22 protein-coding genes are annotated in these 21,770 nt (G+C 40.9%); 9 read left to right on the top strand and 13 right to left on the bottom strand.

Translation table 11 applies throughout. The features are described 5' to 3' along the window. Nucleotides 1–23 precede the first annotated feature (23 nt). Both QZT69_RS15135 and QZT69_RS15130 read left to right on the top strand, forming a co-directional pair. On the top strand, nt 24–1,136 hold the full coding sequence (locus tag QZT69_RS15135; protein ID WP_294676877.1) for a hypothetical protein: 1,113 nt from the start codon (nt 24–26) through the stop codon (nt 1,134–1,136). Between the two features lie 213 nt (nt 1,137–1,349). Then, a complete protein-coding gene (locus QZT69_RS15130) occupies nt 1,350–2,927 on the top strand; it encodes a T9SS type A sorting domain-containing protein (protein ID WP_294676871.1) in 1,578 nt (525 codons plus the stop codon). Nucleotides 2,928–2,992: 65 nt separating this feature from the next. On the opposite strand, the gene creD is transcribed toward QZT69_RS15130, so the two are convergent. From creD to QZT69_RS15115, 3 genes are read right to left on the bottom strand one after another with little or no spacing between them, the layout of a single operon-like run. After that, complete coding sequence (creD, locus tag QZT69_RS15125; protein ID WP_294676866.1) at nt 2,993–4,279, bottom strand: cell envelope integrity protein CreD; 1,287 nt, start codon at nt 4,277–4,279, stop codon at nt 2,993–2,995. A gap of 55 nt (nt 4,280–4,334) precedes the next feature. Beyond that, nucleotides 4,335–4,634, bottom strand: coding sequence for a transcriptional regulator (locus QZT69_RS15120; protein ID WP_294676860.1), 300 nt, complete (start codon nt 4,632–4,634; stop codon nt 4,335–4,337). After that, the gene (locus QZT69_RS15115; protein ID WP_294676856.1) at nt 4,634–5,242 is read right to left on the bottom strand and encodes a hypothetical protein; all 609 of its coding nucleotides are present in this window, start codon (nt 5,240–5,242) and stop codon (nt 4,634–4,636) included. The genes QZT69_RS15120 and QZT69_RS15115 overlap by 1 nt, the downstream gene beginning before the upstream one ends. A gap of 278 nt (nt 5,243–5,520) precedes the next feature. On the opposite strand from QZT69_RS15115, the gene QZT69_RS15110 reads away from it, so the two are divergent. Continuing rightward, complete coding sequence (locus QZT69_RS15110) at nt 5,521–6,732, top strand: T9SS type A sorting domain-containing protein (RefSeq protein WP_294676852.1); 1,212 nt, start codon at nt 5,521–5,523, stop codon at nt 6,730–6,732. Nucleotides 6,733–6,765: 33 nt separating this feature from the next. Here QZT69_RS15110 and yidD read toward each other — a convergent pair whose 3' ends face one another. Then, complete coding sequence (gene yidD, locus QZT69_RS15105; protein WP_294676846.1) at nt 6,766–7,035, bottom strand: membrane protein insertion efficiency factor YidD; 270 nt, start codon at nt 7,033–7,035, stop codon at nt 6,766–6,768. Nucleotides 7,036–7,098: 63 nt separating this feature from the next. On the opposite strand from yidD, the gene QZT69_RS15100 reads away from it, so the two are divergent. Together QZT69_RS15100 and QZT69_RS15095 are read left to right on the top strand one after the other, a co-directional pair. Further along, nucleotides 7,099–8,205 carry a hypothetical protein gene (locus tag QZT69_RS15100; protein ID WP_294676840.1) on the top strand — a complete coding sequence of 369 codons (1,107 nt, stop codon included), beginning with the start codon at nt 7,099–7,101 and terminating at the stop codon, nt 8,203–8,205. A 221-nt stretch (nt 8,206–8,426) separates the two neighbouring features. Then, entirely contained in the window at nt 8,427–9,386 is a 960-nt protein-coding gene (locus QZT69_RS15095) for a transglycosylase SLT domain-containing protein (RefSeq protein ID WP_294676835.1), read from the top strand. 43 nt (nt 9,387–9,429) lie between these two features. Here the strand turns inward: QZT69_RS15095 and QZT69_RS15090 are convergent, their stop codons facing one another. After that, entirely contained in the window at nt 9,430–11,868 is a 2,439-nt protein-coding gene (locus tag QZT69_RS15090; RefSeq protein WP_294676821.1) for a TonB-dependent receptor, read from the bottom strand. A gap of 107 nt (nt 11,869–11,975) precedes the next feature. On the opposite strand from QZT69_RS15090, the gene QZT69_RS15085 reads away from it, so the two are divergent. Then, nucleotides 11,976–12,638, top strand: a complete 663-nt coding sequence (locus QZT69_RS15085; RefSeq protein ID WP_294676815.1) for a winged helix DNA-binding protein — start codon at nt 11,976–11,978, stop codon at nt 12,636–12,638. Here QZT69_RS15085 and QZT69_RS15080 read toward each other — a convergent pair whose 3' ends face one another. Both QZT69_RS15080 and QZT69_RS15075 read right to left on the bottom strand, forming a co-directional pair. Continuing rightward, the gene (locus tag QZT69_RS15080; protein ID WP_294676809.1) at nt 12,639–13,016 is read right to left on the bottom strand and encodes a methionine-R-sulfoxide reductase; all 378 of its coding nucleotides are present in this window, start codon (nt 13,014–13,016) and stop codon (nt 12,639–12,641) included. 313 nt (nt 13,017–13,329) lie between these two features. Then, the gene (locus QZT69_RS15075; RefSeq protein ID WP_294676805.1) at nt 13,330–14,820 is read right to left on the bottom strand and encodes a hypothetical protein; all 1,491 of its coding nucleotides are present in this window, start codon (nt 14,818–14,820) and stop codon (nt 13,330–13,332) included. A gap of 101 nt (nt 14,821–14,921) precedes the next feature. Between QZT69_RS15075 and QZT69_RS15070 the strand changes: the two genes are divergently transcribed. Further along, a complete protein-coding gene (locus QZT69_RS15070; RefSeq protein WP_294676799.1) occupies nt 14,922–15,488 on the top strand; it encodes a hypothetical protein in 567 nt (188 codons plus the stop codon). Between the two features lie 58 nt (nt 15,489–15,546). Here the strand turns inward: QZT69_RS15070 and QZT69_RS15065 are convergent, their stop codons facing one another. The 5 genes from QZT69_RS15065 to QZT69_RS15045 form a co-directional block, all read right to left on the bottom strand. After that, nucleotides 15,547–16,422: a choice-of-anchor V domain-containing protein gene (locus QZT69_RS15065; RefSeq protein ID WP_294676772.1), complete on the bottom strand. Its 876-nt coding sequence runs from the start codon at nt 16,420–16,422 to the stop codon at nt 15,547–15,549. Nucleotides 16,423–16,522: 100 nt separating this feature from the next. Next, nucleotides 16,523–16,888: a c-type cytochrome gene (locus tag QZT69_RS15060; RefSeq protein ID WP_294676764.1), complete on the bottom strand. Its 366-nt coding sequence runs from the start codon at nt 16,886–16,888 to the stop codon at nt 16,523–16,525. Next, nucleotides 16,889–17,293 (bottom strand): hypothetical protein, encoded by a 405-nt coding sequence (locus QZT69_RS15055; RefSeq protein WP_294676761.1) that lies wholly within the window; start codon nt 17,291–17,293, stop codon nt 16,889–16,891. It abuts the gene before it with no gap. A gap of 4 nt (nt 17,294–17,297) precedes the next feature. Continuing rightward, on the bottom strand, nt 17,298–17,837 hold the full coding sequence (locus tag QZT69_RS15050) for a YceI family protein (protein WP_294676756.1): 540 nt from the start codon (nt 17,835–17,837) through the stop codon (nt 17,298–17,300). A gap of 115 nt (nt 17,838–17,952) precedes the next feature. Beyond that, nucleotides 17,953–18,867, bottom strand: a complete 915-nt coding sequence (locus QZT69_RS15045; protein WP_294676752.1) for a DUF5777 family beta-barrel protein — start codon at nt 18,865–18,867, stop codon at nt 17,953–17,955. Nucleotides 18,868–19,082: 215 nt separating this feature from the next. On the opposite strand from QZT69_RS15045, the gene QZT69_RS15040 reads away from it, so the two are divergent. Then, nucleotides 19,083–19,865: a hypothetical protein gene (locus tag QZT69_RS15040; protein WP_294676748.1), complete on the top strand. Its 783-nt coding sequence runs from the start codon at nt 19,083–19,085 to the stop codon at nt 19,863–19,865. A 60-nt stretch (nt 19,866–19,925) separates the two neighbouring features. Here QZT69_RS15040 and QZT69_RS15035 read toward each other — a convergent pair whose 3' ends face one another. Then, nucleotides 19,926–20,882, bottom strand: coding sequence for an acetyl-CoA carboxylase carboxyltransferase subunit alpha (locus QZT69_RS15035; RefSeq protein ID WP_294676742.1), 957 nt, complete (start codon nt 20,880–20,882; stop codon nt 19,926–19,928). A 59-nt stretch (nt 20,883–20,941) separates the two neighbouring features. Between QZT69_RS15035 and ispE the strand changes: the two genes are divergently transcribed. Next, nucleotides 20,942–21,745, top strand: a complete 804-nt coding sequence (gene ispE, locus QZT69_RS15030) for a 4-(cytidine 5'-diphospho)-2-C-methyl-D-erythritol kinase (RefSeq protein WP_294676735.1) — start codon at nt 20,942–20,944, stop codon at nt 21,743–21,745. Nucleotides 21,746–21,770 lie beyond the last annotated feature (25 nt).

Genomic DNA, 21,770 nt, shown 5'->3' with positions numbered 1-21,770 from the left:
CCCGAAACTTAAAATTGAAAACCATGAAAAAATTGATTCTAATGTGTTTGGGATTATATACATACGAATCCTTTGCACAAACCTCACAACTGCCTTCAATGGTAATAGCCGGGATCGAAGTAAGGAATATTGCTTCCAATGAAGATATTCTGCGCTCTGTGATCTACAAAAGCCTGGTTAACTCCAAAAAATATGTAGTAAACGACAGATACGATGTTGCCGAGAAATTAGGCGACAACAAAATGAAGGAATGTATGGGCAAAGACTGCCTGGGGAAAGTTGGTAATCAGTTAAGTGCTGATTTTGCGATGAGTGCCAGTTATGAAGGATTGGGTGACCGTATCCTGATCTCCATGAAAATCGTGAATGTAAAAACGGGTGAAATTGACCGGAATGAAATTGAGCAATTTGAGAACCAGCCCCGCGAATTGAACCGCATGACAGATATTATGATCTACAAACTGCTGAAAATGGATGTAGACCTTTCAATGTATAAAGCTTTGTTCTTTAAAGACGGTCCCACGGCAAGTACCGGATTGGGGAAGATGAATAATTCCGGACCACGGATTGGATTTGCGGTTGCAACAGGAGATAACGGGGAGTTTTTTACACGGAATGAACGTGAAGGAGGAGTTGGAACTTTACCGGTGCTGTTTAATATCGGTTACCAATTGGAAGTTCAGTATGCGGGAAGCGAAAAGTTTAGCGGTTTGTTTGAGTTTTTGGGAAATGTTGCGGGAATGGAGCATGGTACTCCGATACCTTCACTGGCTATTATGCATGGCGTCCGCTTTGGCAAAGGAGCCTGGGAAATTGCAATGGGTCCATCGTTTACCATGAAGCGCCTGGTTTCCGGAACTACCGATTATGATGGGAATTTTCATACTTACCAGGAATTGACAGACCTGGGAATAGGAGAATCTGCTAAGCATATGTCTTACTTCAAACGACCGGATACACGCGGAGCAACCTATTTTTCGACCAATTTTATCTTCGCAGTCGGTAAAACTTTCCGTCCGGGAGCTTTGAATGTACCATTGAATTTTTATGCCAGTATGAATAAGTATGGGACCACTTATGGGGTTTCGCTGGGAATCAATATCACCCGATCACGTAAATACACCTACACCAAATAAATCAGCGCCTTCGCGACCACTTAGTCAAAATTTTAGCGAAGGAGCACAAAGAGGATTCGTGTAGAGGAGAGAAATCCCCGGTTCCGTGTATGCGGGCCGGGGATTTTGGTTTTCAAAAATGAGGGTTTAACTTGGGTGTTAAAAATTAAACATAAAGTTTAATTTCGGCATGATGTTTGTTGTTACTTTACTCAACTATTAAACACTCAAATCATGAAAACACTTTTACTTTTATTCCTTTTGATTTCTTCAATTGGCTTCACTCAGAATTTTACAATCACGGATCAGCATCATTATGGGACACCTGGTTGGGATGTTCCAATCAAAACAATTAAATGTCAGGATGGAGGATTTTTGACAATTGCAAACTCTGCTACCAGTGGGAACGACAAAACCCAGGCAAGCTTCGGAGGAGATGATATTTGGGTGATCCGGTTGAATGCAGACAAAACAATCCGATGGGAAAAAACATTCGGAGGAGATCAGGACGACGCATCCGCATCTGTCGTTGAATTGGTTAATGAAGATATTTTGATATTGGGACAAACTAATTCGGGGATTAGCGGTAATAAAACAAGTGGAAACTACGGCAATAGTGATTTTTGGCTTTTAAAATTGGATGCTTCAGGAACAAAAATATGGGAAAAGAACTTTGGATCATCAGATTTAGATTCTCCTTCATCCATTCTTGTAATGTCTCCAACGAATTATTTGATTACCGGATGTTCTTCCGGAGGTATTTCCGGAACGAAAACAGTTCCGGGTTATGGTGAATTTGATATTTGGTGCATTGGTATTGATTCTTCGGGAAATGAAGTATGGCAAGAAGCATACGGCGGAGACTCTTATGACGGAAACGGAGGTTTGGTAAAAGACGCTGCTTATAAATTACAGAATGGAAATGTTCTATTGTTAAGTCAATCTAATTCCGGAGTCTCGGGAGTTAAAACATCTCCAAATTATGGCTGGGAGGACAACTGGTTGATTGAAATAAATCCTTCGAACGGACAGTTAATCCAACAAAATAATTTTGGCGGTTCCGCGTCTGATTACTTGACTGGTATACTTCAAATAGGAAATGACATTTACCTTGCTGGAGGTTCACGTTCGGATGTGAGTGGAAATAAACAGTCGGTTTTGCATGGAACTTTATCCGCCTGGTTGCTGAAGTTGGATGAGAATTTATCTGTAATTTCCGATCAGAGTTTTGGAGGCACAACCTATTCAGGTTTTGGTGGGGGAATTATTCGAACAAACCATGGATTTATAGCTTCTGGAGGCTGTCGAAATGATTCGAATCCTTGGGCTACACGCCCGGTTCATGGGGTTCTTGATATATGGATTGTTGGTTTTGATAATTCAGGCAATTATCAATGGAATTATTCTTTCGGATCTGCAACAGGTTCTGATGGTATTACGGATGTTATCGAAACTTCGAATAACCACTACACGGTTTCTTTTGTTTCGAATCCGCTTACGAATGATGGTGATCTTACTGTACCAAATTATGGATCTTATGATCTTTATTTAGTCGATTTGGATACCGATTTAGGTGTTTCCAATCTTTCTGCCGATCAATTTTCCATCTTTCCGAACCCAGCGATCAATTCCATTTCGATTAACGGAATCAATGAATCCGCTAAATATGAAATTACGGATCTACATGGGAAAATTATTGAATCGGGAGATTATATAGGCGTAATTGATGTCAATAAGTTTAATGCCGGATTGTATACCATTCGAATTGTTTCGGATTCTCAAACGATTACTAAAAAATGGATTAAAAATTGAAATTTTGAATTTTAAAATCCCCGGTACTTGTATAAACGAGACCGGGAATTTTGTTTGGATGTAACTCAAACTTTCAATCGTTTGGTGAAGCTCATGATTGCAGCCAGGACCACAAACAAGCCCATGCTTCCTACAATTAAAGCGTAGGTTTCAAGGTTTACGAGGACATACAAGAAACCGTAGAGGATTGAAATGGCTGTAAGAATGGTGAGTGCAAATTTCAGAGATCGAAGCACGGAATAAGCATACCAGCTTAAGAGTGATAGAATCCCGATGCCTGCCGCTAAGTATGAACGTGCAAATCCGAACTGTTCGGAAAAGGAGAGCAGGATTACATAGAAAAGAATGAGAGAAAGGCCGACCATCAGGTAATGGATTGGGTGAATACTCATTTTTCCGATTAATTCGATGAGGTAGAATACCGTAAATGTCAGCAGGATCACAAGAATGGCATATTTAACCGTTCGTTCATTGAGCTGGTATTGATCAATTGCCTCCAGGAAGTCTACAGAAGCTTCTGACAGTTTTCCATAAGGTTTGGAATGGTCGATACCGATTTTTGTGTTTTGGGCAATATTCATCACACTCCAGGAGCTTTTGAATCCTTTTTTGAGTTCAAACGAATCCGGATTCGGAAGTGAGGTCCCGGAAAAAGAAGGATTTTCCCAGTTTGAGTTCATGTGATAGGTGCTTTTTTTGGCAAAACCTTTCAGGATAATTTTGCCTGATCCGTTGATGGTGTAACCGGTATTGACTGAGATTTGGGTGGTTGATTTGTCAATAGTGAATGGAGCTGTTGCATAGAATAATTTGTCGGGGCTGGCTTCTGCAATCGATTCCTGTTCGATTTCGAATCCTTTGCCGTTCACTTCGATCTTTCCCATGTTTGAAATCCGCGTTTCGGAAAGCGCTAAAAGTCCTATTTGCGCTTTTGATAAATCCAGGGTGGGATCGTTGAGATTGGGAATGAACTCAGCAGTAGTATAATTAGTTGATTGAAAGACAGGGACGTGGTAAATGCCTCGTTTTTTAGAGCTTGCGTTTACGTTGAGCGTGGTTTTTTCCGATTCAGGAAAAAAGAAATGATATCTCTTTCCGGCTTTGTAGGTTTTTAGAGGAATACGCAGCACCAATCCCTGGTAAAGAAAATCACTCCCCCATTCGGAACGTATTTCTTCCTTAATGGCTTCAGCCCGGTCTTTGCGTTCTTCTATCAGGAATATCACCCTTGCCAATGGGGCCAGGAGAAGAATAGTGATCGTACCGATTAAAAGAAAACGACCGAAAGGAGCATTTAAAAATTTCATGAAACCATTGGGTTCCGGTTTGTTTGTTTCTGATTGATTTTCCATTTTTTGATTGATTTAAAAGAACTTTGAAATTCAAAGTTAAAAGATAAAAAAATAGCTATTTGCTGGTTTTGATTAATTGCTCAAGCGCGGCCAAATGCTTGGCAAATGTTTGTTTTCCAAGTAAAGTTGCTTCATAAGTCGTATTGGGTTTTTTTCCGATAAATTGCTTTCTGATCGTAATGTATTCTGAAGTTTCCAGTGCTTTTATGTGTGAAGCCAGGTTTCCGTCGGTAACTTCCAGCAGTTCTTTCAGCCGGTTAAAGTCCACGGAGTCGTTTACCATCAGAACGGACATGATTCCCAGCCTGATCCGATGGTCAAACGTTTTGTTGATATCTGATATGATACTTGTCATTACTTCTTATAATCGTATTTCAGGTACATGTATGCACCGTAAAAAATGTGACAGACTCCGAAACCGAACATCCAAAAGTACAAACCATAACCAATATAAAGGCTGTTTAGTAATCCGAGAATGATAAAGATGAATCCCAAATTTCTCAAAGTTTCGTAAGAATACCTGCTGGCACTTACCAGTGAAAGTCCGTAAAATAACAGGGTAACCGGCGATACTAACCCGATGGCTCCTTTGGAAATCAAAATAATAGCGAATAATCCTCCGGTAATCAACGGGACCATAAAGTTCATAATGAACAACCTGGATACCTGGTTCCAAACAACTTCCTGTTTCTTTCGTGCTTTACGAATGGAAAAAATGATTCCTGTAGCCAGTGAAAGCACCATCACAAGTATGGCTGTGATGACAATGGTAAGGAATTCAGCAGAGTCGAAGCGAATAGAGGAAGTAAGCCTTTCTCTCATGGAATAAACGATTCCGGCTCCGATTAAAGCATAGGTACCGGCCAGGATTCCGGAGATTCCCGACAAGGACAAAAACTTCGAGGATTTCTGCATCATGGACTGGATTTCCTGAAGCTGTGCTAAATACTTTTCATTTTCCATAAAAGAACTTTGAAATTCAAAGTAAATTAAAATAAATGAATTGGCGAAATAATTTTGTGATTTTTTTAGAATCCTGGATTAAGTTGTTGCTGATTAGATGACTTGTTGTTTGGGTTTGAATGAAATGAATCCTTTTCGAAAGGATTGGTTTATCATTCTGAAAATGACCAAATAATGGGTAATGTGACCATTCGTTTGATAACAGATTTTAGTGATTTACTTTTGAGCTGACCGGAACAGGTTTGTTACGGGTGAATTTTAATTACTTAATCAGACACATGAAAAAAACAGTACTTTTTTTATCGGGATTTTTCCTGACATGGACGCTTACCGCTCAATCCTTTATTCCTCAAAATAGTGGGTTAAGCAGTACAATTGCTTCAATTAATTTTGCCAATGATAATGTTGGAATGGCTGTTTCTTATAACGGAGAAATTGTGAAAACCATTGATGGAGGAACGAATTGGAGTTCTCAGAATTCAGGAACAACTACAACATTGAGAGATGTGGTGATGATTGACGCCCAGGTTGCTGTTGCTATAGGGTACAATGGATTGATATTGAGAACTTCTGATGGAGGTGGTACCTGGACTCCTGTTTCTTCCGGAACAACACAGCATTTGGTTTGTGTTGATTTTAATTATTCAACACTATATGCAACGGGGAATGGTGGGGATGTGTTTAAGTCGGTGGATTCAGGGCTTACCTGGAGTACGCTGACCGTTGATAATACTTCAAACCTGAAATCGATTTATTTTACCGATGCAAACACCGGATATGTTGGCGGGGAACATGGAAGGATTTATAAAACAATCAATGCGGGAAGTTCCTGGACGCAGCTGAATACCGGAATAGACATCCTTCCGGGAAATTACCAGTTAGTTGGTATGTGTTTCACGGATGATAACAATGGATTTGTTGTGGGAGGAAATGCTCAAACAAATCAAGGTGTGATCTTAAGAACAACGGATGCAGGAGATACATGGATGCTGGAATTCCTGAATAACAATTATATAGGGTCGGTAAGTTTTCTGACCAGTACAACCGGTTTTCTTTCAGGAGGAAGCATTGTTTCGAATACGAGCACCATTATGAAGACCATGGATGGTGGTAATACCTGGAATGTTGTGCCGACCTCTTCATACAGACAGGTGGGAGCTTCTTTCCCAAGTCCGAATGCAGGATATACATGCGGATTGAACGGAACAATCCTTAAAATTGACAGCATTATTTTAGAAACAGATGAACTAACATCTGAGTTCAATTTTGAAGTATTCCCGAATCCTGGTAACGGATATTTTAATCTTGCTTTGGAGGAAAAAATGTTAACTGACAATACTTTGGTTGAGGTGTTGAATCTGAATGGCGAAGTGGTTTTAAAACAAGGAAAATCTTCGACACTTGATATTTCCGGCCTGATAAGCGGAGTTTACTTCATAAGGGTTTCGAATGACAAATTCAATTTGATGAAAAAGGTGATCAAAGAATAAATCGTTCAGAAACAGAATAATCATTGGGAGGCGTTAATGCTTCCCTTTTTCTTTATCACACTTGCAGCTTTTCTCAGGAACGGGATCATAACCAAATCCACCCCAGGGATGGCAGCGGCTGATTCTTCGGGTTCCGAGCCACAAGCCTTTGATAGGCCCGTGGACCTTCAGCGCCTCGATCATATAAGCAGAACAGGTCGGATCGTACCGGCATGCATTCGGAAGAATAGGACTAATGATCCACTGGTATATTTTTACCGGGACAATCAGGATTGCAACAAAAAATCGTCTGATATATTTCATGAGTTCTTCGATGCAAAGTTACGCAACAATGGAACACTTATTTTGTAATTTTAGCCAATACTTATGGAAGAAATTCAAAAGAAACGAAATAAGAGCATTGCATTCCGGCTTGGAAATACGTATTTGAGTAAAAAAACTTCATCTATTCGAAACGAGGAGAGACACGGTTGCACCTTAGATACAGATCAAAAAAAGCAGTTGAAAAAACTGCAGCTGAAAATTTACCTGGTTGCCGGTGTCATCGGTGCATGTGCTGTGATGATCGTTATTTTTCCTTTCCATTTTACCAATTTGCTGGATGCACAGCATTTTGATGTTTTTGGTTATCAGTTCGATTTTGAGCTTTATTACACGATTTATGCGGTCGTTATGATCTTTCCGGAAATCTGGCTGTTGAATATGCTGAATATTTATGCGGTAAGACGTATTTGTGAAATTTACAGATATCCGTCGAGCTCCCGGGAGGACTACAAGGAGCAGGTCGCATTACTGACAGAAGCAGGATTAGAGATGCCAGCCAAGCACATGCAGCTGCTGGAAATAGATCCGTATGTGGGGTTAACCAAATTTTCTTACTACGCTCTTTTGATCGGAACGAAGCTTAAAGCAACTCTTTCAAACGTATTGATGAAATTCCTGGTGCGGCGCTTTCTTGGAAGATATGCCCTGCGTATAGTTACAGACCTTGTAGGAGTTCCGATCTTCGCTTTCTGGAATGCATGGAGCAGTCGCCAGGTGATGAAGGAAGCGCAAATGCGAATTGTTGCAACTGTGGCTACCAGGGATTTTATGCAGGATTTTTCGGAGGAAGAACTACAATCGGTGAAACCCCGTTTAAATAAGTTGTTCCATTTTGTAGCCCAGCAGAAACGCCAGTATAATTTTGCGTTGTACTCTTTTATGAAGGAAATGCTGTTCATTTTCCCGGATCTTTCCATGAAATACGATCAGGAAGTCAAAATACAGGAGTTATTTGGCTCTAATCCGGAAGAAAACAGGGTGATGGCGCGTTTGCTTATTTTCGGATTGATCGTTGACGGCACACTTTCAGTAAAAGAGCGGTTAACAGTTCGAAAGATTGCTAAAGAGCCCTGGTTCCCGGTTTCTATGGATGAACTCGAAATCATTTTGAAGGGATATGTAAACGGAGAAGGATTGAGACGCTTCTGAGACTTTTAACCCCAAGGAATAAAAAGCGAAGCTTTTGAAGATGAATTATAGTCTGAAAAATGTAATACGAGGGAAACACCTTTGCGACTTCGCGTCCTTAGCGGCAAGAAAAGTGGAGTAGGTTTTATAAGAAGCGAAGCTACAGAAGTTAAAATTTCACAGACGTATTGTGTTTTTCACTTCATTTTCCTAATTTGCATCACCCAAAACCCACAACAACAATGAAACGCAAAACTCTCCTTGCAATACTTGCGTGTATTCCATTTATTGCTTCCTCCCAAAATTCTTCCTGGGAAAAAGAAATGATCGCCGTTACGGAAGGTGCTTCCGAGCATATTATTATGGGAGCGGCAGGGATTCAGGCAGCGCAGTGGGACCAGCTGGCTCATCCGAAATTTTGGCAGCAGATCATGATCCTTTCACCGGATTCTGTTTTGATCAATGTTGGTTCTACCCGGCAGATCATTGCAAAAATGTCGAATAAAGACTGGCACGCCCAGACTGAAGCACAAAAGACGATTTTTAAGGATAGTATCCGAACTTTATACAGTCTGAATGCAGATGAGCGCATCAATGTTACGACCGGAAAGAATGATTTTTACCGTTTCGACCTGGTGTTTGAAAGCTTGCCGAAGGGCGTTTCTGCTTTTGAACAGTTTGGCGTAGATCCCTGGTATGCACAATCCATCTTGTTGATTGAAAGTCCGGGAAGAATGCAGAAATCATCTGTTGGAGCATACGGGCCTTTCCAGCTTATGCCTGCTGTAGCGCGCTCGATGGGATTAACCGTAAACCGCTCGGTGGATGAAAGAAAGGATTTTATGCGCTCTGCCTATGCGGCTTCTCAATTGTTGAAGCGTATTTGTATTCCTTCGGCGAAAAACATTGCAGAAAGCGCTGGGCTTGTTGTTGATGAACAGTCAATCTGGTTCCGTTTATTGACCATGCATGTCTATCACGCCGGAGCTTTGAATGTAAAAGCAGTTGTGAATGCAATTGGCCCTGTAAGTTCAGGTGAAGAGTTGATCCGGAAAATGTGGGTTACCAGTGCCGCAAGTTTTGGGAATGCATCTCAAAATTATTCGCAGTTGGCTTTGGCGGCTCATATCCAGTTGAACGAAATTATTTCCCGCAAGGCCTGCGTCGTTTATCCATGTGTTGAAGCATTCGAGACGAATTAACCGGCCTCCGTTTCGGGAATCATGAAGACCGGTTTTTCATTTCTCAGAATTCGAAAATGATACCCAGTGTTGGGGTTACAGTTGCAGATTCGTTTTTTAGAAGTAATGGAATTCCATTTGAACCATCAGCTTTTAAAGGCTGTCCGTCTGTAGTTGCAAACCCTGTATTATCTTCTGTTCGCTTGAATGTATAATAAGGTGTGCCTTGTTGTTTGGTCGCTAGTATGTTTTGAACATCAATGAAAAATGCAAGACTTGTTGCTTTGAAGTTCCAGGTTTTGTCAATTCTCAAATCCAATTGGCTATACGTTTTCAGGCGCTGACTGTTTACGCTGGTATAATCCAGAACTCCGTTTCCGGTTGTCGGGTAGGCGAATTGAGATGCGGTTAAATTGAAAGGAGTGTAGGGAACACCTCCTGCCAACCGGTATTTCGCTCCGATCTGCCAATTTTTTCGGAATTTGTAGCCCATTGTTCCCGAAAGCAGGTGCTGGTTGTCCCAAGCTGAAGGAATCAAAATTCCGTAAATTCCTGAGAATCTGCTTCTTACGTAGGTGTAACTAACAAAGTAGAACAGCTTTTTAACCAGTTTTTGCTGAACAAACACTTCAAATCCGTAAGTTTCACCCTTTCCGGAGCTTTGCACTGCTTCATTGCCTACAGCACCGAATTCCTGTCCCTGGTTTGCCAGCGAAATGCCATTGCTGATAGAAACCGGGTAATTGGAATAAAGTTTATAGAAACCTTCAAGGGTAATACGCAAAGCTTCATTCGGCAGGAATTGTCCGCCGAACACGTAATGTGTGGAACGGATGTAATTGAGCGATTTATTGACCAGTTGGTTGGTGTCGTTCCGGTATCCCAAAACGGTATAGGTTGGAATTTTATAATAAACACCGGCACTTCCTGTTAATTCAAATTTTGGGGTGATCTTGTAGGCTGCCGAAAGGCGGGGAGAAAGGGTCGAAAGTGGGTTTAACCCGTCTGTGGTGAAAGTGTTGATGTCCGAACGCACGCCGGCGGAGATCAGTAATCTGTCTGAGAAGAAGTTGCGGGAAAGCTGTCCGAATGCACCGAACTTAAAGAATTCAATGGCGCTTTTGAAACGGATTTCCAGTGGGGGAGTAAGGGTGTTTCCGGCAGAATCCTTTATTCCGTCATTCAGTTTGGAATAGATGTCCGTATTGTATTTGACGTACTGCGCTGAAATTCCCACGGAATATTTCCATTTGTTGACATACTTATTTAAATCTATCCGCAGTTTATTCTCAATTTCCTGTGATTGCAATCCGAAGTTGCGAAAGGCTTCGTTGTCGTATTGTGCATCTTTGAACTGGTCCAGTTGATTGTTGAACATGTTCCGGCTGAGTGCAAAATTGATGTATCCTTTTTTAATCAGGCGCTTAAGTGTCAATCCGCTTGTGTAGTTCCATTGACTGATGAATGGAAGGGAACGGCGGAAGTATTCATTTTCAGGACTTGCTTCCCGGGTAGCACCGAATTTGAATTTATCAATAGCCCCCAATCCGATAAACGATAAGGTAGTTTTGTCGTTGAGCTTGGTAGAGACTTTTAATTGGTAATCCTGGTAACGAGGCCGGATCGGTAAATCGATCAGTGTGAAAAGAAGATCTAAATAAGAGAATCTTCCCGCAGCAAGGAAATCTGCTTTTTTCCCCAGCGGACCTTCCAGTGTTACAGCTGATTCTGTTAAACTTGCCCGGATGTTCCCGGAGAACTTTTGATTGTTTCCCTGCCGTTGTTTGATCACAAAGGTAGAAGCCAGTGCATTGTCGTAGCGGGCATCAAATGCGGAGGATGATAGTTTCAGCTCTTCGATAAAAGATACGTTTATGATTCCCTGTGCACCACCGGAACTTCCCTGTGTTTGAAAATGGTTCAATACCGGAATTTCGATCCCGTCCAGGTAATAAACGTTTTCATTGGGGGCGCCTCCCCGGATGATAATGTCATTTCTGGCAGCTCCGCCGCTTGCACCACCAACTCCCGGAAGTGTTTGTACTACTTTGGATACATCGTAGTTTCCGCCGGGATTACTTTTGATTTCTTCGGTGGTCAAACGCTGTACAGAAAGCGGGGTAACCATGTCGGTGGCATCTGCCCTGGTAGCATTGGGGTTCGTAATCACAACCTCTCCGATCTCTGTTTCAGTTTCCGAGGTCTCGAAGTTCACAATTTGAGCATTTCCGGAAGTTACTACGATATTGTACTTTGTAATACTTTCATAAGTGGGATAACTGAATGTGAGGTTGTAAGTCCCTGTCGGAATTTCGAGCCGGTAAGCACCGTTTTCATCGGTCTTGGTTGCAAAATCGGTTCCTATTACTCTGACAATACCATCGAACAGTAATTCCTGGGTATTTTTATCCCGTGCAACTCCCTGGATAACTCCATTGTTCTGAGCATGAAGTTTGGAAATGTTTAGTAACAAAAGAATAAATAGGGTAGCTTTTAATTTCATATGTTTTCGTATTACGAGTCCAAATTTAATACGAAATTGTATTAAAAAATATTTTTTTGCAACATTTTTGTAGTAGTTATTGTATTTTCGCAGTAGATAAGGCGTAAATGGAAAGCACTTTAGTTCAGATAATCAAGCAATACGAGGAATATCAGCGTTCAATAGCAAATGATCTGCAGCAGGATTCTTTGACAGGCTTTTTATTATTTATGAATAAGCGGCTTGGTCAAACCGGTGATAACGGAGTCGATTTCGGAATAGCAAGCTGGGATAATTTTAACCGGCAAACACTAACTGAAATGGCGGGAGCATTGATAGGTAAAATGGGGCGTTATGTGGATCACTATGCAAAAAAGTCGATGCCCAAAACGCAGCTTGCTTCATTAGAGGAATTTACCTACCTGATCGTGATGCTGCAGGGTCAAAGTATGACGAAAAGCGAACTCATAAACCACAATGCCCACCAAATTACAACGGGTACGGAAATTATAAAGCGTTTGATTACAAAAGGATACCTGGAACAAACGAATGATCTGAAAGACAAGCGCAGTGTTCGTGTATCTATAACTGATAAAGGGAGAGTTGCCGTTTATTCCACTGCGTCAACTACTAAATTGCTGGCTGCCATAGCAACGGGTATTTTAAGTGATAAGGAATTGATGTTCCTGGTAAGTACCCTTCGTAAACTGGATGATTTTCACAAAGAGATTTTTCAGGAGGCTAAACAATCGGAATTGGAGGAGTTGGTCGGAAAGTATGTGAAAACGTAGTTATCCCTGTGTCTTTTGAAATAAGATACTCAACGAATTTACGCAATGGCGTGTGTTTTTAGGTGTAAATTTTTCACCTGTAAAAACGTGGCCCAAATGACCTTCGCAATTTGCACAGATGATTTCAACACGTTTTCCGTCAGGATCAGGGATTCTTTTTACACTTCCCGGAATTTCATCATCAAATGACGGCCATCCGCATCCGGAGTCAAATTTATCCGAGCTTTTGTACAAAGGAGCTTCGCATCTGCGGCAGACAAAAATGCCTTGTTCGTTCCATTTATTGTATTGACCTGTAAAGGGATATTCTGTTCCTTTTCGAACAATAATACGTTCTTCATCCGGAGTCAGTGGATTCCAATCTTTCTTTTCTTTCATCAGTTTAATTTGGCAATACAAGGTACAAAAAAAAGTGTTTGAAAGGATAGTAAATATGACTTCATAATCATTTTAGCCTAAAAAAAACAGCGAATGGCTTTTAGTTGAAAATGATTTTCGTCTAAACAATTGAAATTCTTGAATTTTAGAATTCACTTCTTCATAAATTTGTGAACAGATTTTTGTGTAATAAACTGATTTTCAAAAGTATGATTAAATGTTGTTTGTGATTTTTTTACGAAATGAGGTCGTCTAAAAACCACAAAAAAGGCTGTCCGATCGAACAGCCTTTTGTTTTAAATGATTCAGTTTTTTAAACTCCCATGGCATCCATTTTTTCCATAATCTGATTTGCATAAAAATCAGTCACCTGTTTTAGGATATTCACATTTTTCTTTTTCGCGGCAATGACCATTTTAGAGCCGTCCCGATCAGCATTGATTGTAACGTATTGGAGGATCTCAACTACTTTTGCCGCATCTTCCAGTTCCAGGCTCTTCACATCCATTCTTTCGAACGCAATGAATAAAGAGAAGCTGTCTTCACCAAAGTTCTTAGCATAAGATGGAAGATTTAATTTTCCTGCTGTTTCCTTTCCGCTGGAAGTAAATATTCCTTTCTTCGTGGATTTAAGGCGCATATTGTCCATGGTGTAAGTATCGCCTTTCTTTTCACCGAAAACAGAGAACTGCTCTTCTACTATTTTTTGAAGAATATCGCCTTTCGGACCAAGTCCAAGGTAACTGCTGTACTCTAATTCCATTCCCAAATCCGACTTCGGATTTCCTTTCAATGCTATCCCGGCCTGACCAGAGAATAACTTGGAGAACGGATTTTCACCCAATGCCATCAATGCAAATTTTGCCTCACCCGGAAAATCAGCCATGATACGTTGTTTGGTATTCGGCAGATAAGTGCTAAGGAAATTTTCCCCTTTTCTCAGGTCGAGGTTCATTGCAACTCCCATCCATGGGTTTCCACCGCCCAATTTGCTTACTAAGGTTGTTCCGTTATTGTCCTTGAAAAATAATTCGTCTTTCAGTGCATCCGAGAACAAGTTCTGAGATTCAACCGTAGCCATCCCATTTGTAAAGTTTGCGACTGTTTTAATGTATGCATCTTCTACCAGTTCGTTCAAATGTTCTTTTTTCTCGGCAGGAAGTTTTTCCAACTCTGTGTTGGATGTATGCAGTAAGCGGGAAATATCAATTCCGGAAACGATATCTCCTTTTTGCCCGATAATATCTTCCGCTTTGTTTTCTGAAAGATCCCCTTCGGTTAAAGCAAATGCTTCTTTCATTTTTGTTTTGCCGTCATAATCTCCCGGTTTACTGATAATGATAAGCAGTTTGTTACGGATACCGAAAGTTACGTCGTCTTCCTGATGGTAAGAAATATCCCCGTCTTTATCCAGTGCGTACCCCATTTCGCTGATGATAGATGCAAGGCTGTCCTGGTTTTTGATATTTATAATTGCATAAAGGGTCTCCGGAGTTCCGTCATGAGCAAATGGAGCTTCTAATGCGTAGTAAATCGGCTTATCGATTTCAAGTCCTCTTTTCCAGTTTCCCAGAACACTTCCCAAAATCGTATTTACTTTGGGAATGCTTTTGTAATCGGCATTATTCAAAATATTCATGGCACTGACATGGCCGAACGCAACGATTTTTTCGTTACCTTCAATCATTGCTGAAGTTGCTTCAGCGGCATCGCGTTCCGAAGAATCGGATGAACAGGAGCTGAAGAATAAAATTCCGCTTATCGTTAAGATGCTGAATAATAGTGATTTATTGTGTTTTTTCATTGGTAAATTTTTGTTTCAAATGAACACTCAAATGTAGACTTTCTTTTTAATTTCGAAGTTCATTTTTACAATTTTTATTCCAAACTTAAAAAGCTGATTTTGTGCATTTTATAGAGCCTTATTTTAATTGGAGACACTTGTACATTGCTTCCGAGGATTCACTTTCGCCATTTTATGACAGAGAGTACAGTGAATTTGAATTTACGGACCGGATCTACAACTTCCTGATCCATCCGCAATGGGACAACATTGGTTCACGGACACTTTTTGCCAAGATCTTATTTGTGGATTACGAAGAAGGCTATGCGATTATGGAGTTTATCGGGGAGTGGAATGATGCTATTGAGAATGATATCATGACCCTGAAACGGAATGTGATCGAAGAAATGATGCCTCATGGAATCAATAAGTTTATTTTGATTGGTGAGAACGTGTTGAACTTCCATTACTCGGATGATTGTTATTACGAAGAATGGTTTGATGAAGTAGAGGATGGCTGGATTGCTTTGGTCAATTTTCACGACCATGTGATCCATGAATTCGAAAGAGCCCGGGTAGACCATTATTTTGTAATGGGCGGCGATTTGGAGGATATCGAGTGGAGAACAAGTACGCCTTCCCAGTTTTTTGAACGGGTAGAGGATTTGGTACAAAGAAGAATCGGATAAAAATAGTTAGGGACGCGATGCTTCGCGTCCCCACATTTTTTATCCTGATCCGAATGAATTATTTGGAGATAAATACCCTTTTCATCGTCATGTTATTATCTACAGAAACATTCACCATGTAAATACCACTGTTTAATTCGTTGTCAAGTCTTACTGAATGCGCACTTTCACCGGCGTTTACGTTTCCAAGTTTTTCTGTGAAAACGGATTTTCCGTTCATGTCAACCAGATTTACAAAGCCGTCTCCGTCGAATTTGCTGTTCAAATGAATGTTCAAAGAATTCGTACTTGCCTGGTACCCGATTTGTGTTTCCAGTTTAGCTGAAGCTTCTTCAACTCCGGCTTGTGAGCCGAAAGCATGTTGTGAAGTACGGATTACATCACCATCAGTGCCGCTGCTGCTGTTTGTTTGGTTTGTTGCCAGGTAGAATGTTACAGTTCCAACATTGGTTGCCGGTGAAGTCCAGTTGAATGTCCAGCTGGTTAAACTTGTTCCTGCCAATTTATGAGTAACACGCGATTTCCCTCCGGAAGTAATGGTTTTGGTATGTGTAGCGTCTGTAATTGCCCATGTTCCGGCTACTGTGTTGTTCGGATTCAAAGCAACGATCTCAAATCCGTTTTTGGCGTTGGTAGTGGCCATGCTAACAAGAACCTCGTAAGTAGTCCCTGGTTCGTATTCCGTAACCGGTGTTCCGGCGTTTGTCAAAGTTACATTATTAAAACCCGAGCCACTTTGAACTGTTCCTGAGTGGCATTGAGTACAAACTCCGTCTCCGGGAGCACCTGTTCTTCCTCCCGGACTTCCTGCCTGGTTCAAAGTATGATAATTCTTGCTAAAGTTTTTAACTGTCTGTACGGATCGATTTCCAGCAAAGCTTAATAAAAGCCCCGAAGCGGCTAATAGCCCGATATAGATGTAGTTTTTAGTCATAACGTTTTTTTTGTATTTGTCTCAAAGTTAGTTGTGTACGTATTGTCTATTGTTATTAAATTGCCGTAAACAATTATGAATTTCCGAAGTTATCCTGTTTTTAATTCTGCATTCTTCCTTGTTGCAGCCAACATTGGAACTGTTGGATAAGCGAATCGGGAAGAGCCGGTCCTCCTTGCGGCATCAACTGGGGTGTTCCTCGCAAAGCCTGAATAATTGCCTCTGCATTTGCAGCGATTTCTGCATGGTTCGACAAAACCGGTGATGTTCCGGCTCCAACACCATGGCATACGGCACAGTTTTCTTCTATCATCGGGGCGATTTGTGTGCTGAATGAAATGGTACTGTTGCATGTAACCCCCGGTAATGCGGGAGGAGTTTTTGCCTTTGTACATGCACTGGGAAGGAACAATGCCAAAGCAGCAATGCTCCCCAACGCTAAGAAAATAGAAAGTGTTTTTTTCATTTACTTGATAAATAAAGGTTTAAAGCTCATCCATGAAAGTGCAGGAATGAACACGAACGGAATCAGGTAGCCTTTGAAATAATCGATCATTGCCATAGAATCCTCGTTCTTGAATTCGGGGTCATTCATGGTAAAGACGTAAAAAACCAAGGCTACTGAAAATCCTGATAAAATGAAATTACAAACAAAAGAAGCGACAGCCTTGTTCTTGATAAATGCATAAATGCCGGCTCCAAGAATGCTGATCCCGAATGTGATCATCGCGGAAAAGCACAACAAATGCCAATAACCGCTTGCTTCTGTAAAATCTGCGATCATATTCTTGTAAACGGAAGAATAGATCCATGAAATAAGCGACGCAAATAAGCCGGAGGCTGCGGCAAGGAAAAAAAAGCGTTTGAACATCTGATTATTTTTCGGTTACCGGAATGGAGTAAGAAATATTCATAATGTCCGGAACAGCATCGCTTTTACGTCCCACACCATAATCAATGCGATTTACCGTGAATTTCCCACTGAAAGTCAGGTCATTCCCGGATTTGGAAACGGTCGCAGGGATCTTTTTTTCTTTTGTAACCCCTTTCATGGTTAATTTTCCTGTGATGGAATAGCTCTCCCCGGATTTTTCCACTTTGGAAGAAACAAATTTGATAGTTGGGTATTTTTCTGCTTCAAACCACTCGGAAGTTTGAGCTTTTTTATTCTGCATAGAGTTCCCTGTATTGATGGAATTCACATCAATGGTCAAATCGAATTTTGCATTCGCCAGGTCATTTTCATCAAATTTGATCGTTCCCTTTGCCTTTTTAAATTCACCCGACGGATCTTTGCTCTTGAATGCAATTTTGAACCCTTCCTTGAAGACATAGTCTTTTGGTGCTGTCAATGTTACAAATGCCGAACCTGCAAATAAGCAGATTGCTAAAGCTGGATAAAGTAATTTTTTCATAATGGTTGTTTTAAATTTTATATTCATCAAATGTTCAAATGTTCAAATGTTCAAATGTTCAAATTGGATTTTATGCATTGAACTTTTTGAACTCTTTCAACCTTTTGAACCTGTTTTATTGTCCGAACTCGAACTTTCTTCCGATGCAAAAACCAATCCTAAATTGACCTTTTAACCAATTGTCATAAGTATTGGTGATAAATTGTGTTTCTCCGAAACCACGCGCGTTCGTCAGGTAGATGGTAAAATTGTGCCCGAAAGTCAGCCATTCTACCGCAAAGCCAAGACTATTAAAGTTTGCTTGTCGCATTCCCTTATCCTGGAAAACCTGGTAATACTCTACCATAATTCCCAGGCGTTTTGTCAATGACCAGCGCATTGCTCCGCCAAGTGAGAATAGCGTGTTCTGATCATCAGCCGCCACATAATTCCGGTGAACAACTGTAGGCATAACAGCCAGACTTACCAGATCTCCGAATTTGCGGGCAATGTTTAACTGAGCGGAGTAGGAGAAACGGTATTCCTGTTTTGGAAAATGAGCAACGGCGTAAATATCCGGAAGCGCTTTCATGTAAGTATAAAACATACTTCCCGTTACTGCTAAGGAGATTGGCATACCTTTTTTCTTCTGCTGCAGGATGCGGTATTTGCCAAACCCATCAATCAATGAGCGGTAAGGAGTTCCTGTACCTTTGCTTCTTCCAACGCCAATCATGAGATTGTTAGTGATTCCGTATTCAAATGCCAGACGGATATCACTTGAATTGTCGAATCCAAACCAGTTTTGAACACCGCCGTTTGTACCTGCTAAATCGCCGAAACGGTGTTCTACCCGAAATTCCAAAACTCCTTTCCGTAAACATTCTACCGAATGGCCGCTGACGATGCGGGTGGACTGAAATGTCTGTTCAACCAGGTTGTCATCAACTTCAGTTTCGGTTTCTACTGCTTCCGTTGAGTCCGTTTCCTGTGCAATTGAAAAATGTGTAAAAAAACACGCTGCTCCAATAAATAATAGCCTTTTAATCATTTTAGTTAGTTTCTTTTGTTGCCAAGATAATATTTACCCTGATAAATAACTATCGATTTAATGCAGAATTGTCTGAATGGTTGGAATGCTTTTGTAAAATAGTCTACTTCGTTGATAGGAAAAACAGCCTACTATAGGAATCCTAAAATAAGCTGTTTTGAGCTTGTAAAATCAGGTTTAAACACTAACTTTGTCATACTGAAATAGATAAGCTTTTGCACAACTTATTGACTTGCGTAATTGTATTGCTTTCTTTGAATGCATATTCAAAAGACCATTTGGTGGTTTTGGAATGGAAATTCAAAGGGATTGAAACCGGATATGACCATTTGAACAGGAATAAAGTGGTGATGGACGGAAAAGTACTGCCTGTTTCGGATTCCTGCCGCCAGAGCAATTGGGGAAAATATTCCTTATTCCTTTCGAAAGGCATTCACAAGATCAGACTTGTAAATGAGGCATATTGCAAAGGAAGGTGGGTTGAACATACCTTTGAAAATGAGTTCAGTATCAATGCAGTTTGTGAATTTGAAGTCAATGCAAAGGAAGTTTCAAAAGTCCGGATTGAATTTGACCTCGACAAATCGGATGTTTCCGTTGTTCAATTTGATTTGAACGGAAATGAGTTGATGAATAAAATTCCCGAATTCAAAGGGAAGCATTACCCGATGCAGATTTCCTGGCAATTTATGAACATTGAAGAAGGATACGATCATCCTTCACGCATGCTGGTTTTTGTGGATGATGTGAAAGTTGGGGTTTCTCCCCAGGCTGTAGAAAGCATGGGTGGAGTGTTTGGAGTGAAAATACCGAAGGGGCAGCACCGGATCCGCATTGTCAATCAATCTTTCATAAAGGGAATCTGGCAGGATCATACCATTGTCAATAATTATTCGGTTGATGCAGTTTATGAGCGATTCCTGAAAGTGAAAAAGGGATTGAAGGTTACTTTGGTGATTGATTTGAATAATGAACATACGGTGAATAGGTGGGAATAAAACTAAAAAAAAGTAGGGGTGTAAAATTTTACGCCCCTACTTTTTGAATTCTTTCTTAATTTATCCGTTCCAAACACCCATTGAGTTAAATTTCTCAATGCGCTCTTCGATTCGTTGTTCCGGACTTTTAGCATCCAGTTCTTTCAGGTATTCAATGATTTTGTCTTTTACGTTTTGGAAACTTGCTTCCTGGTCTCTGTGAGCTCCGGCAAGAGGCTCTTCAATCACATCGTCAACCAGTTTCAAACGTTTCATATCCGAACTGGTCAATTTCAATGCTTCAGCTGCTTTTTCCTTGAAATCCCAGGATCTCCACAAAATGGAAGAACAGGATTCAGGAGAAATAACTGAATACCACGTGTTTTCAAGCATTACAACTTTGTCTCCTACACCAATTCCCAAAGCTCCGCCGGATGCACCTTCACCGATGATGATGCAAATCACAGGAACTTTCAACTGCATCATTTCATAAATGTTACGTGCAATTGCTTCTCCCTGACCTCTTTCTTCTGCTTCCAATCCGGGGAATGCTCCCGGTGTATCGATGAATGTTACGATCGGTTTATTGAATTTTTCAGCCATTTTCATCAGGCGTAAAGCCTTGCGGTATCCTTCCGGATTTGGCATCCCGAAATTTCGGTACTGGCGCATCTTGGTGTTGATCCCTTTTTGCTGACCAATAAACATCACTGTTCTTCCGTCAAGCAAACCAAATCCTCCGACCATTGCCTTGTCATCTTTTACGGTTCTGTCACCATGTAATTCCTGGAAGGAAAAACCGGTAATTGCATTGATGTAAGCCAATGTATAAGGTCTGTCAGGATGACGGGACAACTGAACGCGCTGCCAGGGTGTCAACTTGCTGAATATTTCTTTTGTTTTTTTGGTGAGAGCCTCTTCCAGGTCACGGATTTTGTCGGACATGTCGACACCTGTACTGTTGCCGATCTCACGCGTTTGTTCAATTTGATCTTCTAAAGCCTTTAAAGGTTCTTCAAAATCTAAATATGTGGACATAATTGCTATTTTGAGGGGCGAAATTTACGAAAATAGTTCGCATCAATTAATTTTACGACATGATTAATTTTCCAACATGCAAAATAAACCTGGGTTTGCACGTCCTTAAAAGAAGGGATGATGGCTACCATGATGTGGAAACTGCCATGCTGGAACTCCCTTTCAACGATATCCTTGAATTTGTTGAGAGCGAGCAGGCTTCATTTACAACTTCCGGACTGGAAATTCCCGGATCGGGGAACCTGGTACTCGACGCCGAAGCCGAATTCCGAAGGTTTAAATCTTTTCCGGAGCTTGCTTTTCACCTGCATAAACTCATTCCGATGGGAGGTGGTTTGGGAGGTGGCTCTTCCGATGCGGCTTTTGCTTTGAAATTGATGCGTGATAAATATGCACCGGATATCCCGAATGAGGCGCTCAAAGTAATGGCGGCCAAAATCGGTTCTGATTGCGCTTTTTTTATCGATGGCGGACTGCAGTTTGCAACCGGAAGAGGAGAAGTTCTTTCGCCTTTGAACATTGACCTGAAAAATAAATGGGTGGTCCTGGTGAACCTTGGAATTCATGTTTCGACCAAAGAGGCCTATGAAGGAGTTGTTCCGAACAATGATCGCCGTTCTTTAATAGAAGTTCTGAAGGAACCTATCAAAAATTGGAAAGAGGATTTGGTGAATGATTTTGAAAAATCTGTTTTTAGAAAATATCCGGAATTGGAGGATATTAAAACGGATCTCTATGAACATGGGGCTGTTTACGCAGCAATGACCGGCTCCGGATCTACTCTGTTCGGGATTTTCGAATCGGAGGTTCAATCTATTAAGTGGTCACATCCGGTTTTATACGAAATGAATCTCAAGCTTTAGCATTTCCTCATTCGAAAATTCCGGA

This window comes from uncultured Fluviicola sp. (assembly GCF_902168135.1).
In the GTDB taxonomy this organism is placed as follows: Bacteria; Bacteroidota; Bacteroidia; order Flavobacteriales_D; family Crocinitomicaceae; genus Fluviicola.
Note: the sequence above shows the minus strand (reverse complement) of the source record. Positions and strands in the feature narration are given on the sequence as shown.